Below are 12,389 nucleotides of genomic sequence, written 5' to 3'. Positions count from 1 at the left end.
CTTCATGAAATCCGCCGTCTCCCGACCGAGCCACGAGCCGTCGCGACCAGAGCCTGACAGCGCGCTGTTCGGTCCGGTGAAGTACGCCGATCTCGCCACGGCCGTACGGGAGTTCCTCGACGCACCCGAGCGGACGCCGATCCCCGTACCGGTCGACGACCGGGACGACCTGGTCCACAGCGTGGCCCTGGCATCGCGCCTCTACTCCGGTGTGCGCCGCCCGGCCCCCCTGGACTTCGGCGTCGTGCTCGGCCCGTCCGAACTGGCCGACGCCGTCGTGGATCTGGCCCGCCCGCTCGCCCGCGAGTGGCTCACCGAGGACGACCTCGCCGGCTTCCACGACCGGCCCCCGGGCACGCTCCTGCTGGTGGGCACCTACGCCCGGCTCAACCTCGACCCGGTGCGCCCGCTGCTCCTCGCCACCTACCGGGACGCCCGGCGGGGCCTGTCCCTGCTCAGCGGCCGCGACGGGACCTCGGTGGCGTGGAACATCGCCAAGCAGTACGCCGCGATCCCCGCGGACCTCGAGGCGCTCGGCCTGTTCACGGACACCGACCGGCCGCCGCGGCTCCCCGGGGTCAAGGTCTTCGACGACCGCGACTTCGAACGGCACGACATCCAGGAGGAGATCCTCGGCACCCGGTGGCGCCGCGTCGTCTTCCAGGGCCACGGCAAGGACGACAGCATCAACCTCGGCGAGTTCACCATCTGCGGCCTGAACGAGACCGCGACCGCCGAGCCCGGTGTCCTGGCCCCCCGGTGCGCCTACGGGCTGCCCTGCTACAAGCCCGAGGACAAGCTCGTCCCGCTCAACAAGGTCGAGGCGGCGGAGCTGGTCCTCAGCGCCTGCAACAGCGGCCCGCTCGCCGACCTCGCGCTCTACGACCCCAAGTACCAACTCCTGCTCAACGCCCTCGACAGCCCGGCACGCACGATCGTGTCCGCCGTCTCCGTGCACGACTCCGACCGGCCCGAGAACGTCGCCTGGATGCTCGCCGCCGCCACCGGGGCGGACTCCGTGGACACCCTCAACGCCAGCCTGGCGGGCTCTCATCCGTACCCCGCGTTCATGCGCTTCGGCTTGCCGGGACAGCCACAGGACACCCCGGCACCGCCGCCGCCCTCCGACCACGCCCCCGACCCGCTGGTCCTCACCGTCGGCCGCCGGCTCTCCGCGCTGCTCACGTCGGACCTGCTGCCGCACAACCACGGCCTGCGCCCGCGCCTGGGCAAACTAGCCCGCAAGGTGGACCTCCTGGTGGCCCGGCCCACCCACCTCGCGGACCAGTCGCCCGAGGAGATCCGCTCGTCCCTCTCGGCGGACCTGCAGTCCCTCGACCATGTGATCGCCGGGCAGGTCTCGGAGAACCCCGAGAACGAGATCATGAACTACCCCGCCCACTTCGGTGACCGCAGCTCACTGGACCCCGACGTCCACGAGGTGCTCTGCCACTGCGGCCGCCCCGCCCAGGAGTTCGCCCGCCGAGGACTGCTCCCGCACATCCTCGACACCCTCTGCGTGGTGTGCATGCGCTGCGGTGACGTCACCTTCCGCGTCCCCGACGCGCCGCAACTTCTCGCCTACGCCGCCGACGAGGTGGAACAGGGCGGCGTGCTCGAAGTGCGCGCCTCTCTCACCGCGGCGCGACCCGGCCCCGTACGGCTCGGCCTGTTCCTGCCGAGCTATCTGCGCGACGACACCACCGTGGAACCGGAACGGATCAAGGTACGGGGCTCCGACGACCGCGCAAGGGACGTCGTCTTCACGGTGCGGTTCGCGCCCGACACCGCCCCGCAGGCCTACTACTTCACGGTTTTCGCCGTACAGGACCTCGCTGTCTCGACCGCCCGGCGGCACTTCGGAGTCGTCCCGGGCCACGACTGAAAAGGCGCCCCCCACCACCCCGGCACCCACACGACGAAGGACGGCAGTCATGGAGAAGACCCCCGAGAAGACCCGGACCAAGACCCCCGCACCGGACATCCAGCTCATCGACCACGACGGCGAGGTGACCCTGAGCATCGGCGGCGAACAGGCCATGCAGGCCTGGGAACGCGACCTGATGTGGGCCAGCGCCGACCTGCTCTGCCGGCACGGCAAGGACTTCTACGAGGTGGGCCTCGGCCTCGGACTCTCCGCCCTGCGCATCGCAGAGAACCCCGCCACCCGCAGCCACACCGTCCTCGAACTCTTCGGAGAGGTCGAAGACCTCTTCCGCGAGCAGCATCCGAAGCTCCCCGGGACGCTCTCCATCGAGCGGGGCGACTTCTTCCAGCGGGTCTTCGAGCTGGAGACGGAGAGCATCGACGGCATGTTCTTCGACCCCGCGCTCGACATGGAGGTGTGGAAGGACGAGGAACTGTGGCGCAAGGCCATGCCGGAGGTCGTCCGCGCGCTGCGCCCCGGCGGAGTGTTCATCCCCTTCTTCAGCACCAAGCCCGAGCTGCGATGGCAGTACGTCAAGCACTTCCGCACCATCCGCGTGGAGCGCCACCCGTACACCGCCTACGACACCACCGAGTACACCTACGGCACCTCGGGTGACGCGTACATCCAGTGCTTCTACAAGGACTGACGGGGGCCACGTGCACAGCACCTATGAAACCGTCGAGGACGCCTACCTGACGGAGTTACGGAGCACCTACCTCGGCGCGCCCTTCCGCAACGCCCCGCGCGGCTTTCCCAGCCGTGAGCGACTGGGCGCCGGATTCCTGGTCCGCCGCCCCGTCCAGCGGCATGTCGCGCTGCCGGCCCGCAGGTCCAACCTGGTCTTCAACTTCGCCGAAGCCCTCTGGTACCTGTCCGGTTCCGCCGACCTGGAGCTCGTCGCCCACTACGCCCCGAGCATCCGCAAGTACTCGTCCGACGGCGCCACCCTGACCGGCACCGCCTATGGACCACGGATATTCGACTACCGGGGGACAGGGCTCGACCAGTGGCGCAGCGTCATCGACGTACTGGCGGAGGACCCCGACAGCAAACGCGCGGTCGTGCAGATCTTCCACCCGGGCGAACTGCGCGAGCCCGGCAACATCGATGTCGCGTGCACCCTCGCCCTGCAGTTCATGCTCCGCGAGGGGAAGCTGCACGCCGTCGGCTACATGCGTGCCAACGACGCCTACCGCGGCATGGTCAGCGACGTCTTCTCCTTCACCTTCCTCCTGGAGATGCTCGCCCGGCAGCTGGGTGCCGAGGTCGGGAGCTACGTCCACCAGGTGGGCTCCCTGCACGTGTACGACAGTGACGCCCCGCTCGTGGAACGCGTCCTGCGGGAGGGCGCGGACCACCCGGACCCGGAGCCGTTCCCCACGATGCCCGCCGGGGACAACTGGCCGCACGTGCGCGACGTGCTGCGGATCGAGGCACAACTGCGCACCGACCGCCTGCGGCTTGGCCCCGCCGCACTGCGCGCCCTGGACCTGCCCCGCTACTGGCAGGACGTGACCGGGCTGTTCGAGCTGCACCGGCAACTGACCTTCGAGCGCGGGACTGACCGTGAGCTGCTCGACGAACTGCCGCCCCTGTACCGCCGCATGATGCTGTCCCGCTGGCCCCGTACCGCTGCCGACCAGGAGGTCTCCGCATGACGATGACACCCGCCCGTGAGCTCGCCGGTGAGCTCGGCGTCGACACCCTTTTCCTCGCCGGGCCCTTCCTCCAGCTGCTCGATCCCGCCACCGGTGAGATGCCGTCGGGGACGCGGGCGCCCTTCGCCTCCCTGATCGAGCACTTCGAGGGGCACGGGTTCAGCGTCCACAACGCGCACCGCCGTGAGGCGTGGGGCGCGGAGCTGATGTCACCCGACCAGTGCACCCCGCTCGACCAGGAGGAGATCCGCAAGGCCGACGTCTTCGTGGCCTTCCCCGGGCTGCCCGCCTCTCCCGGCACGCACATAGAGATGGGCTGGGCCAGCGCCTTCGACAAACCGATCGTGCTGCTCCTGGAGGAGGGCCGGGAGTACGCGTTCCTCGTCCGCGGGCTGCACGCGGTGGCGACGGTCGAGTACGTCGTCTTCAGCGACCTGGAGTCCTCGCTGCCCGCCATCGACGCGGCGGTACGGCACGCGGTCGCGCGACAGCGTGAGGCGCGGGACCTGCGCCGCTGAGAGGCGGAGCCCCCGTCGGCCCGCCGACGGGGGCTCCCCGGTTCCCCGCGTGCCGTCGTGACGCCCGCCGCCGTGAGAGGCACCGGGAAAGCGGTGGGTTTACGGTGAAACGGCGGGGAACCCGATTCCCCTCTGCACGTCGAGACGCGGGAGGCGAACCGTCCATGGCGATCGCGACCTACCAGCTGGTTGCGCTGGACTGCCCCGAGCCCGAGCCGTTGGCCCGCTTCTACCAGGCGGTGCTCGGCGGCGAGATCCGGCAGTACGACGACGACTGGTACGACCTGTACGCCACCGGCGGCGCCCGTATCTCCTTCCAACGCGCACCGGACCACCGCCCGCCCAAATGGCCGCAGGCGGAGTCGGATTCGCAGCAGCTGCACCTGGACTTCACCGTCTCCGACATGGCGAAGGCGCACGACGAGGTGCTCGCGGTCGGGGCGGCTCCGCTCGACGTCGACGACCAGGGCGGTGAGCGGGGCTGGCGGGTCTACGCCGACCCGGCGGGCCACCCCTTCTGCCTCTGCCAGGACTGAACGGCTTCAGGCGGCGTCGCGGGCCGACTGAGCGAGCTTCCGGTCGAGGGCGGCACGGACGAGTGCCGCCGCGGTGACCCCCGGCTTCTCGTCGCCCGCGAGCCGCAACAGCGCGGACGTGTCCCGGGGCAGCCCGAGACGCTCGGCTCCTTGCAGCACCTTGGCGTCGAAGCGGGGCGCGTACTCGGTCCACACGTCCTGCACCTCGCGCAAGAAGATGTCCGCGCCGGTGGGCCCTAGGCCCGGCACCTCACGAAGCAGGCGGGTCAGGTCCGCCGCGTCTCCGTCGGCCTGTTCCCGCATCCGGCGCAGGTCGCCGCCCCATGCGTCGAGCACGAGACGGGCGCCGTCGCCGAGCTGGGTCGCGGTCCGTTCGTCGTAGCGCCGGTATCCGCCGCGCCCCAGGGCGTCGACTCGCTGCTGCCAGGTGGCGTCGGCCATCTGGCGCGGTCCGCGCATCCCCGCCTCGTGCAGCGAGCGGGTGGTCGCCACCGCCACGGATGCCCGGATCCGGGCGCTGAGCAGGCAGGACAGGACGAGCGTGCGATAGAGCGGCTGGGGGGTGTCGGCGACCTTGATGCCCGCCTCCGCCGCGTACGTCTGTCCCGACGTCCTGAGCAGTTCCCGCATCACAGCCTTCTGGCCGGCCATGTCTCCCCTTCCTCGTTCAGTGCCGTGGCCCGTCGTGGTCCTGGTGGCGGTGGCGGTGGTGCGGGGCCGTGAGGACGGCCAGGGCCAGCAGCGCCAGGATCGCGAAGAGGAGCGCGAGGCCCGCCAGGGCCCAGGGGCTGGGAGGTTCGCCGCTGAGGGAACGCGTCGCCCACACCCCGAAGAGCACGGCGAGCGCAAGGAAGAGCGGCGTGTAGACGTAGGTGAGCAGATGGCGCAGGCGATGGGCCCGGAGTGTCTCCGGGAGCGGGTGCCCGCGACGGCCGCGATGTTCGCCGTTCATGGCCGCCTCCAGCAGCTGAGGGCGCAGGCTGCCGTTGGTCCTTGACACGCTCCAGGATAGTCCTGCCCGCCCGCGATCCCGGCGTCACGCGGGATGGCCGGGGGAGAGGTCGGAGACGTCGCTCAGGCGCAGCAGCTTCTCGTGCGGCGGCGGGTCCGCGCCCGCCTCCACCGGGGTGAGATGGAAGCCCACGTGATCTCCCCAGTCGGCGTGCCGCTCGACCTTGCCGACGTACCAGGCGCAGGAGTCCATGAGCACGGGAGCCCCGCCCGCGCGCGGCTCCCACCGCACCCGGGCGAACTTGTCGACCCGCTTGCCGCACTCGCCGCCGAACAACTGCGCCAGGTGATGCTGATCCCGCCCGAGGAGATGCACGCCGAGGAACTCCGCGTCGCGGGCCACCTCATACGTGTGGTTGGCCCGGGACAGCCACACCACGAAGCGCGGCGGTTCAAGGGCGCACTGCGAGGCGAAGCCGACCAGACAGCCGGCCGGTGCGTCATCGGCGCCCGCCGCCGTCACCACGTGCATCGGGTAGTCGAGCCGGTCGGTGAATCCGTCCACGGCCACCAAGGCGACCACCTCTCCTAGGCCGGGGTGTCCGGGGAATCCGGGGAATCCGGGGTCTCGCGTGGTTCCAGGGGATGAGTGGCGGGGCCGTGCAGGACCGAGCCGTCCGTCCCGAAGCGCGAGCCGTGGCAGGGGCACTCCCAGACGCACTCGGCGTCGTTGAACTGCACCAGGCAGCCCAGATGGGTGCAGCGCGCGGAGAGCGCGGTGGTGTGCCCGCTCTCGTCGCGGTAGACCGCGCACCGCTTGCCCTGCACGCGTACGACGGCTCCGCTGCCGGGCGGGATGTCGGTCAGCGAGTCGACGTGGCTGGTGTGCAGCCGGTCGCCGACGAAGTGTTTCGCCGCGGACGCCTGATAGGAGGCGAGTTGCCCGGCGTCGCGCATCGGGGGCAGCCGCCGCGGGTCGTACAGCTCGGTCCACGCCGGTCGCGGTCCGCCCGCGATGTGGGCGGTGAGCAGGCGCCCCGCCATCACGCCGTTGCTCATGCCCCAGCCGCCGAAGCCGGTGGCGACGAAGACGTGCTGGGTGCCGGGGTGGGCGTGGCCGACGTACGGCAGCCGGTCGGCGGAGTCGTTGTCCTGCGCCGCCCACCGGTAGGCCTCGCCCTTCTCGGCGAAGTGCGGCAGGTGCTCGCGTGCCCAGGCCTCCAGCCGGTCGAACCGCTCGCTGACGCCGCCCGCGCCCGGTTCGAAGGACTCTCCGGTGACGATGAGCAGGCGGCGCCCGTCGTCGTAGGGGGCGCTGCGCAGCGAACGGGTCCCGCCCTCCGGCGTGATGTACATGCCCTGGGGAGCCGCGTCCGACGGGACGGGCGCCGCGATCACCAGCTCCCGGTGGGGCTTGATCCGGGTGAAGAGCAGGGTGCGGTCGAAGATGGGGTAGTGCGTGGCGATGACCGTGTCGCGTGCGTCGACGGTGATCCCGGACTCCGTGGTGAGCCGGCAGCGGGCGCCGTCGTGCAGCGCGGTGACCCGGGCCCGCTCGAAGATCCGCCCTCCGGCGCGGGTGATGTTCTCGGCCAGACCCAGCAGGAACTTCCTTGGGTGGAACTGCAGTTGGCCGTCCACGCGTACCGCGCCGGCGACCTCGAAGGGCAGTTCCGTCTCGGTCACGAAGGACGCGTCGAGTCCGGCCCGGCGTGCCGCGTCGGCCTCCTGCCGCAGCTCGTCGACGCGTGCGGGGTCCTGTGCGTAGGTGAAGGCGGGGGCGGGTTCCAGCTCGGCGTCGATGTCCAGCTCGGCGCAGAGGGCCGCGGTCCGCTCGACCGCCTCCTGCTGCGAGAGCGCGTACAGCCGGGCGTCGTCGGCGCCGTGTCTCGATTCGAGGCCGGCATAGATGAGGCCGTGTGCGGCGGTCAGTTTGGCCGTGGTGTAGCCGCTCACGCCCGCGGCGATCCGGTCGGCCTCCAGGACGACGACGTCGAGTCCGGCGCGGACCAGGTCCCAGGCGGTGCAGAGCCCGGCGATGCCTCCGCCGATGACCGCGACGTCCGCCGACAGATCCGCCTCGGGGGCCGGATATCCGGTACCGGGCGTGGTCGTGATCCAGTACGACTCGTCGACTGTCCGGTGGTGCGTGGTCATGTGTTCTCCTACGTGGTCATCACGACGCTGGCGTGGACGAGTACCCCCGGCGCGGGATCTCAGTGGTCGCGCGTCCGCGTCGCACGCACTGCCGAGGGGCGCACCCAAGCGCTTGGGTGCGCCCCTCGGGGCCATGCGCGGTCCGTGCGTCAGACCAGGTCGTCGTCCATGCCCTGACGACGCTGGGCGCGCTCGTCGCCCTGCTCACGCTCCTGCTGACGGTGCTGGCCCGGCTGCGCGGGGTCCTGGTCGCGACGGCCCCGCTGCGGGGGCTCCTGCCGGGCGGGGGCCTGACGGGACGGGTCGGCGGACCGCTTTTGCTTGCCCATGAGTTCACTCCTGGTGAGGGCGGATTGGTCTTCTCCAGCGTGACACGCCCGGTGACCCTGCGCATATCGAACAGTCGCGGAGGGTGATAGTCCCAGGTGAGACCCGGTGTCGAGGTCAGGTCACGTCGGTCACCCGCCAGCGCTGGTTGGCGCCGGAGTTCGGTGTCCACGTCGTGACGGCCGCTCCGTCGTGCGTGGCCTGGCCGCCGACCTCCAGGAGCCTGCCCGTGGCGGCGTTGACGAGGGTCCATGTGCCGTCACCGGTCGTGGACATGATCCACTGGGCGGCCTTGCCGCGGGGGCCGGTGTCGGCCTCGACCACCGGGACACCGTCACGGACGGCCAGCCGCTTGCCCTCGGCGGGGCTGGTGAAGACGTACCGCCGCTGATTGCCGGTGTCGCCGCTGATCTGGCGCAGCCGCCAGCGCCGGTCCGCCGTGTCCGCCGACGACTTGATGACGAGGCCGGTGCCGTCGTCGGCGACCGTGAGCGCCTTGCCGCTCTGGACGCCGGTCAGCTCGTACGTGTGGTTCTTCCGCAGCAGGGCGGCGTCCTTCGCCACTCCGGAGACCCCCTTGACGAGGAAGGACGTCACCGACTGCGCGGGCACCTCGAAGGTGGCCTGCTTGCCGCGGACGTCGACGGCGTCGTGCCGTTCGAGCTTGCCCTCGGCGCTGGTCACCACGGGCGTGACGGTGGCTCGGCCGCTCACGTGGCCGAACTTGGAGAGGTCGACCGTGACCGACCGCGCGGCGGTCGAGCCGTTGACGTGGACGACGGTCGCCCCGTCGCCCTTGCGGGTCACGGCGGCGGCGCTCGACGTGTCGTCGACCTTGACCAGCCGGTCGCCGGGCCTGATGAAGTGGGTGAAGTTGCGGGCCGTGTCGAACTTGGTGTTCGTCCGGACCGGGCAGGTCTCCAGGGTGTCCTCGGAGGTGCAGCTGAACGGCAGTTGGATGCTGCCCCAGTTGCCGCCCTTGGCGGATTCGCCGCCGGGCTTCATGTTGTCGTAGTCCTCGACCGGCTGCCAGAACACCCAGGCCTTCGGCTCCAGTTCGCGCAGGTCGTCGACCATCCGCTGGGCCATGCCGAGGCCCGGCCGCATGTCGTCGAAGTCCTGCCCGTCACCCCAGTCGCCCTCGACCTCGCTCATCCACAGCGGCTTGTCCTCGGCCTTGGCCAGGTCGCGCACGCTGGTGCGGCCGTCCGTGCCGTACGTGTGCACGTTCATCTGGCCGACGGCATCCCTGACCTCGCGCGGATAGGAGTTCCAGTTGCGCGTGAAGGTGGTGGGGTTGGTCTCGTCCATCGCGGCGATCTCCGTGCCGCTCCGGGACTTCCTGAGCGCCGGGTCGAGGGCGCTGATCACCTTCTGCTGGAGCTCGGGGCCGATGTGGGCTCCCTCCTGACGGCCGCCGACGGGCTCGCCGTCCGCTCCGAGGCGGGTTCCCCAGTAATCGGTGTTGGGTTCGTTGAACGGGTCGAGGGTGTCGACCTTGATGCCGTGCGCCTTCTCGAGACGCTTGGTCGCGCCCACCAGGTAGGAGGCGAAGTCGTCGACCGACTCGGACTTGAGCTGGTCCTCGCTCGCGTCGAAGCCACCGGAGACGTAACCGCTCTTGGTCATGAACCAGGGCGGCGAATTGCTGAACGTCTCCCAGTGGTCGACGTCGTCCTTGATCCGGTCGACCCACCAGCGCTGGGTGGCGTCGGCCTTGGGGTTCCAGTCGGCCGGGTCCGTGGCGCTCCACCAGTCGGTGTCCTCGCGCGTGGTGCCCGCCGGTGCCTTCCACCAGCCCTCGACCGCGCCGCCGGGGCGCAGATAGTCCTTGACGTCGGGGGCGTTGCCGCCGCCGATGTTGTAGCGGGCGATGTTGAGGCCGAGCCCGTCGTCACCGAAGAGCAGCTCCGCCAGCTTCTCGCGTATCTCCTTCGGGTAGTCGCCGGTGGCGTTCGCGAACCAGACCAGGCTCGTGCCCCAGCCCTCGAACCTCTCGTGCTGATAGGAGGGGTCGGGCCGCACGGTGACGGCCGCGGAGGCCGCCGCGGCCGGCTGCGACGGGACGGTGAGCAGGGCCGCCCCGGTGGCCAGGGCGGTGGTGCCGACGACGCCGATGAGGCGCCTGGTACGGGTTCTCGTGCGGATGGAGGATGCCAACGTGTGCTCCCAACGCGGGTGCGCTTGGGGGCGTGCCGTGCCGCGTCAGGGCAGGACGGCACGCCCCGTGGACGGGGTGGCGCTGAACAGGAGGGGGTGTCAGAGGGCGGGCTGTCGCAGGACGGCGACTTCCCTGGGCTGCAGGACGAGGCCGCCGTCGGTGGTTTCCGGGGTCTCGCCGACGAGGATCTCGCCGGTCAGGCCGGGCAGCGGCACGCTCTCGTCGGTCCGGTTGACCAGGAACAGATAGCGGCTTTCGGCGGCACGCCGTACGGCCAGCTCGACGCGCCCGCGTGCGGGGGCGGGCAGTTCGCTCTCGACGCCGGCCGTGGCGAGGAGCTCCGGCAGCAGGACGGTGAGGCCGTCCGCGCCGAGCCGGGTGGAGACGTACGCGGCCGAACCGCGGCCCGCGGCACGGCGGGTGACGGCGGGACGCTCGGCGTAGGCACCGCTGCGGTAGCGGGCGAGCACCTGCACCTCCGGTCCCGTGACGGTGATCCGGTCGGTCCACACCGTGCCCGTCGTGGCGTTGTCCAGCGTGACCGTGTCGTCGGCGAGCAGCGGCCCGAACTCCTCGACACGGATGCCGAGCAGCTCGCGCAGCGCCCCCGGATAACCGCCGAGCCAGATGTGGTCGTTCTCGTCGACGATGCCGGAGAAGTAGGTCGTGACCAGATGGCCGCCGCCCTCGACATAGCGCGTGAGCTCCTTGGCAAGGGCCTCGGGGACCACGTGCAGCACAGGTGCGATCAGGACGTCGTACGAGGTCACGTCGGTGCGGGTGGTGACGACGTCGGCGCGGATGCCGAGGGCGAGGAGCGCGGAGTACCAGTCGAGTGCCTCCTGGTGGTAGTCGAGACGGGAGGTGGGGTGGGAGTCCAGTTCGCTGGCCCACCACGAGTCCCAGTCGAAGAGCACGGCCACGCGTGCCGGTTCGCGCACGGCCCCCGCGACGGGCGTCAGCGCCTTGAGGGTCTGCCCCAGAGCGGTCACCGCACGGAACACCTCACTGTCGGCGCCGGCGTGCGGCACCATCGCCGAGTGGTACTTCTCGGCACCGGCCGCCGACTGGCGCCACTGGAAGAAGCACACCGCGTCGGCGCCGTGCGCGACGTGCAGCAGGGAGTCGCGGGCCAGGTCACCCCGGCGCTTGGCGAGGTTGACCGGCTGCCAGTTGACGGCGCTGGTGGAGTGCTCCATGAGGAACCACGGGCGGTGGCCCGCCACGGAGCTGGTGAGGTTGGCGGAGAAGGACAGCTCGTCCCGCGCCTGCGGTCCCGGCACGACGTAGTGGTCGTTCGAGACGAAGTCGATCTCGCCGGCCCAGTCGGCGTAGTCCATGCCCTTCGTGCCGCCCATCACCATGAAGTTCGTGGTGACGGGCACCTCCGGGGTGACCTCGCGCAGCACGTCACGCTCCGCGCGCAGATACTCCTTGAGGGCGTCCGAGGAGAACCGCTTGAAGTCCAGCTGCTGGGTGGGATTCGGATGCGACGCCGCGAGCCGCGGCGGCAGGATCTGCTCCCAGTCGCTGTAACGCTGCGCCCAAAAGGCCGTGCCCCAGGCGTGGTTGAGGCCGTCAAGGGTGGTGTAGCGGGTGCGCAGCCAGTCGCGGAAGGAGCGGGCCGCGTCGTCGGAGTAGTCGTAAATGTTGTGGCAGCCCAGCTCGTTGGAGACGTGCCAGGCCACGAGCGCCGGATGGTCGGCGTAGCGCAGTGCCATCTCGCGCACCAGGCGCAGCGCGTGCTCCCGGAAGACGGGGGAGGTCGGCCGCCAGTGCTGCCGCGCTCCCGGCCACACCGTCTCACCGGAGGCGGTCACCGGGAGGATCTCCGGGTGCGCCGCGGTGAGCCAGGGCGGCGGGGACGCGGTGGCGGTGGCCAGGTCGACCCCGATGCCGCCCGCGTGCAGCAGGTCCATGACCTCGTCGAGCCACGCGAAGTCCCAGGTGTCCGCGTCGGGCTGGATGCGGGCCCAGGAGAAGATCCCCACGGAGACGATGTTGACGCCGGCCTCGCGCATCAGCCGGACGTCCTCCTCCCAGACCGCGCGCGGCCACTGCTCGGGGTTGTAGTCGGCGCCGTACGCGAGCCGGGGGGAGGTGTCACCGTCCGGTCCGCGCAGCAGCCGGGACGGGAGGGTGGGGGGCATG

The 12,389-nt window shown here is 71.0% G+C and carries 12 protein-coding genes; 5 read left to right on the top strand and 7 right to left on the bottom strand.

Going from position 1 to position 12,389, the window contains the following annotated elements:
• Positions 1 to 4 precede the first annotated feature (4 nt).
• The 5 genes from AB0I66_RS05190 to AB0I66_RS05170 all read left to right on the top strand — a co-directional run bounded on the left by AB0I66_RS05190 (position 5) and on the right by AB0I66_RS05170 (position 4,642).
• The gene (locus AB0I66_RS05190; RefSeq protein ID WP_363206307.1) at positions 5 to 1,885 is read left to right on the top strand and encodes a hypothetical protein; all 1,881 of its coding nucleotides are present in this window, start codon (positions 5 to 7) and stop codon (positions 1,883 to 1,885) included.
• Between the two features lie 49 nt (positions 1,886 to 1,934).
• Positions 1,935 to 2,576, top strand: a complete 642-nt coding sequence (locus AB0I66_RS05185) for a class I SAM-dependent methyltransferase (RefSeq protein ID WP_363206306.1) — start codon at positions 1,935 to 1,937, stop codon at positions 2,574 to 2,576.
• A gap of 10 nt (positions 2,577 to 2,586) precedes the next feature.
• Positions 2,587 to 3,588, top strand: a complete 1,002-nt coding sequence (locus AB0I66_RS05180) for a thymidylate synthase (protein ID WP_363206305.1) — start codon at positions 2,587 to 2,589, stop codon at positions 3,586 to 3,588.
• Positions 3,585 to 4,106 carry a hypothetical protein gene (locus AB0I66_RS05175; protein WP_363206304.1) on the top strand — a complete coding sequence of 174 codons (522 nt, stop codon included), beginning with the start codon at positions 3,585 to 3,587 and terminating at the stop codon, positions 4,104 to 4,106. Before AB0I66_RS05180 ends, AB0I66_RS05175 begins: the two co-directional genes overlap by 4 nt.
• A 164-nt stretch (positions 4,107 to 4,270) precedes the next feature.
• Positions 4,271 to 4,642 carry a VOC family protein gene (locus AB0I66_RS05170; RefSeq protein ID WP_363206303.1) on the top strand — a complete coding sequence of 124 codons (372 nt, stop codon included), beginning with the start codon at positions 4,271 to 4,273 and terminating at the stop codon, positions 4,640 to 4,642.
• Between the two features lie 6 nt (positions 4,643 to 4,648).
• On the opposite strand, the gene AB0I66_RS05165 is transcribed toward AB0I66_RS05170, so the two are convergent.
• The 7 genes from AB0I66_RS05165 to AB0I66_RS05135 all read right to left on the bottom strand — a co-directional run bounded on the left by AB0I66_RS05165 (position 4,649) and on the right by AB0I66_RS05135 (position 12,388).
• Entirely contained in the window at positions 4,649 to 5,293 is a 645-nt protein-coding gene (locus tag AB0I66_RS05165; protein ID WP_363206302.1) for an endonuclease, read from the bottom strand.
• A 16-nt stretch (positions 5,294 to 5,309) separates the two neighbouring features.
• On the bottom strand, positions 5,310 to 5,642 hold the full coding sequence (locus tag AB0I66_RS05160) for a hypothetical protein (RefSeq protein WP_363206301.1): 333 nt from the start codon (positions 5,640 to 5,642) through the stop codon (positions 5,310 to 5,312).
• A 36-nt stretch (positions 5,643 to 5,678) separates the two neighbouring features.
• Positions 5,679 to 6,167, bottom strand: a complete 489-nt coding sequence (locus AB0I66_RS05155) for a flavin reductase family protein (protein WP_363206690.1) — start codon at positions 6,165 to 6,167, stop codon at positions 5,679 to 5,681.
• 14 nt (positions 6,168 to 6,181) lie between these two features.
• Positions 6,182 to 7,750 carry an FAD-dependent oxidoreductase gene (locus AB0I66_RS05150; RefSeq protein WP_363206300.1) on the bottom strand — a complete coding sequence of 523 codons (1,569 nt, stop codon included), beginning with the start codon at positions 7,748 to 7,750 and terminating at the stop codon, positions 6,182 to 6,184.
• A 149-nt stretch (positions 7,751 to 7,899) separates the two neighbouring features.
• Positions 7,900 to 8,079 (bottom strand): hypothetical protein, encoded by a 180-nt coding sequence (locus AB0I66_RS05145; RefSeq protein ID WP_363206299.1) that lies wholly within the window; start codon positions 8,077 to 8,079, stop codon positions 7,900 to 7,902.
• 115 nt (positions 8,080 to 8,194) lie between these two features.
• Entirely contained in the window at positions 8,195 to 10,225 is a 2,031-nt protein-coding gene (locus AB0I66_RS05140; protein ID WP_363206689.1) for a glycoside hydrolase, read from the bottom strand.
• Positions 10,226 to 10,336: 111 nt separating this feature from the next.
• A complete protein-coding gene (locus tag AB0I66_RS05135) occupies positions 10,337 to 12,388 on the bottom strand; it encodes a beta-galactosidase (RefSeq protein ID WP_363206298.1) in 2,052 nt (683 codons plus the stop codon).
• Position 12,389: the final 1 nt, after the last annotated feature.

This window comes from Streptomyces sp. NPDC050439 (assembly GCF_040655335.1).
GTDB lineage: Bacteria > Actinomycetota > Actinomycetes > Streptomycetales > Streptomycetaceae > Streptomyces.
The sequence above is the reverse complement of the archived record's forward strand: the minus strand, read 5'-3'. Positions and strand labels throughout refer to the sequence as shown.

Bases quoted from the DNA above. Each gene is read 5' to 3' on its own strand.
- AB0I66_RS05190 (WP_363206307.1), top strand. From the start codon at position 5: ATGAAATCCGCCGTCTCCCGACCGAGCCACGAGCCGTCGCGACCAGAG.
- AB0I66_RS05185 (WP_363206306.1), top strand. From the start codon at position 1,935: ATGGAGAAGACCCCCGAGAAGACCCGGACCAAGACCCCCGCACCGGAC.
- AB0I66_RS05175 (WP_363206304.1), top strand. From the start codon at position 3,585: ATGACGATGACACCCGCCCGTGAGCTCGCCGGTGAGCTCGGCGTCGAC.
- AB0I66_RS05170 (WP_363206303.1), top strand. From the start codon at position 4,271: ATGGCGATCGCGACCTACCAGCTGGTTGCGCTGGACTGCCCCGAGCCC.
- AB0I66_RS05165 (WP_363206302.1), bottom strand. From the start codon at position 5,293: ATGGCCGGCCAGAAGGCTGTGATGCGGGAACTGCTCAGGACGTCGGGA.
- AB0I66_RS05150 (WP_363206300.1), bottom strand. From the start codon at position 7,750: ATGACCACGCACCACCGGACAGTCGACGAGTCGTACTGGATCACGACC.
- AB0I66_RS05145 (WP_363206299.1), bottom strand. From the start codon at position 8,079: ATGGGCAAGCAAAAGCGGTCCGCCGACCCGTCCCGTCAGGCCCCCGCC.
- AB0I66_RS05135 (WP_363206298.1), bottom strand. From the start codon at position 12,388: ATGCCCCCCACCCTCCCGTCCCGGCTGCTGCGCGGACCGGACGGTGAC.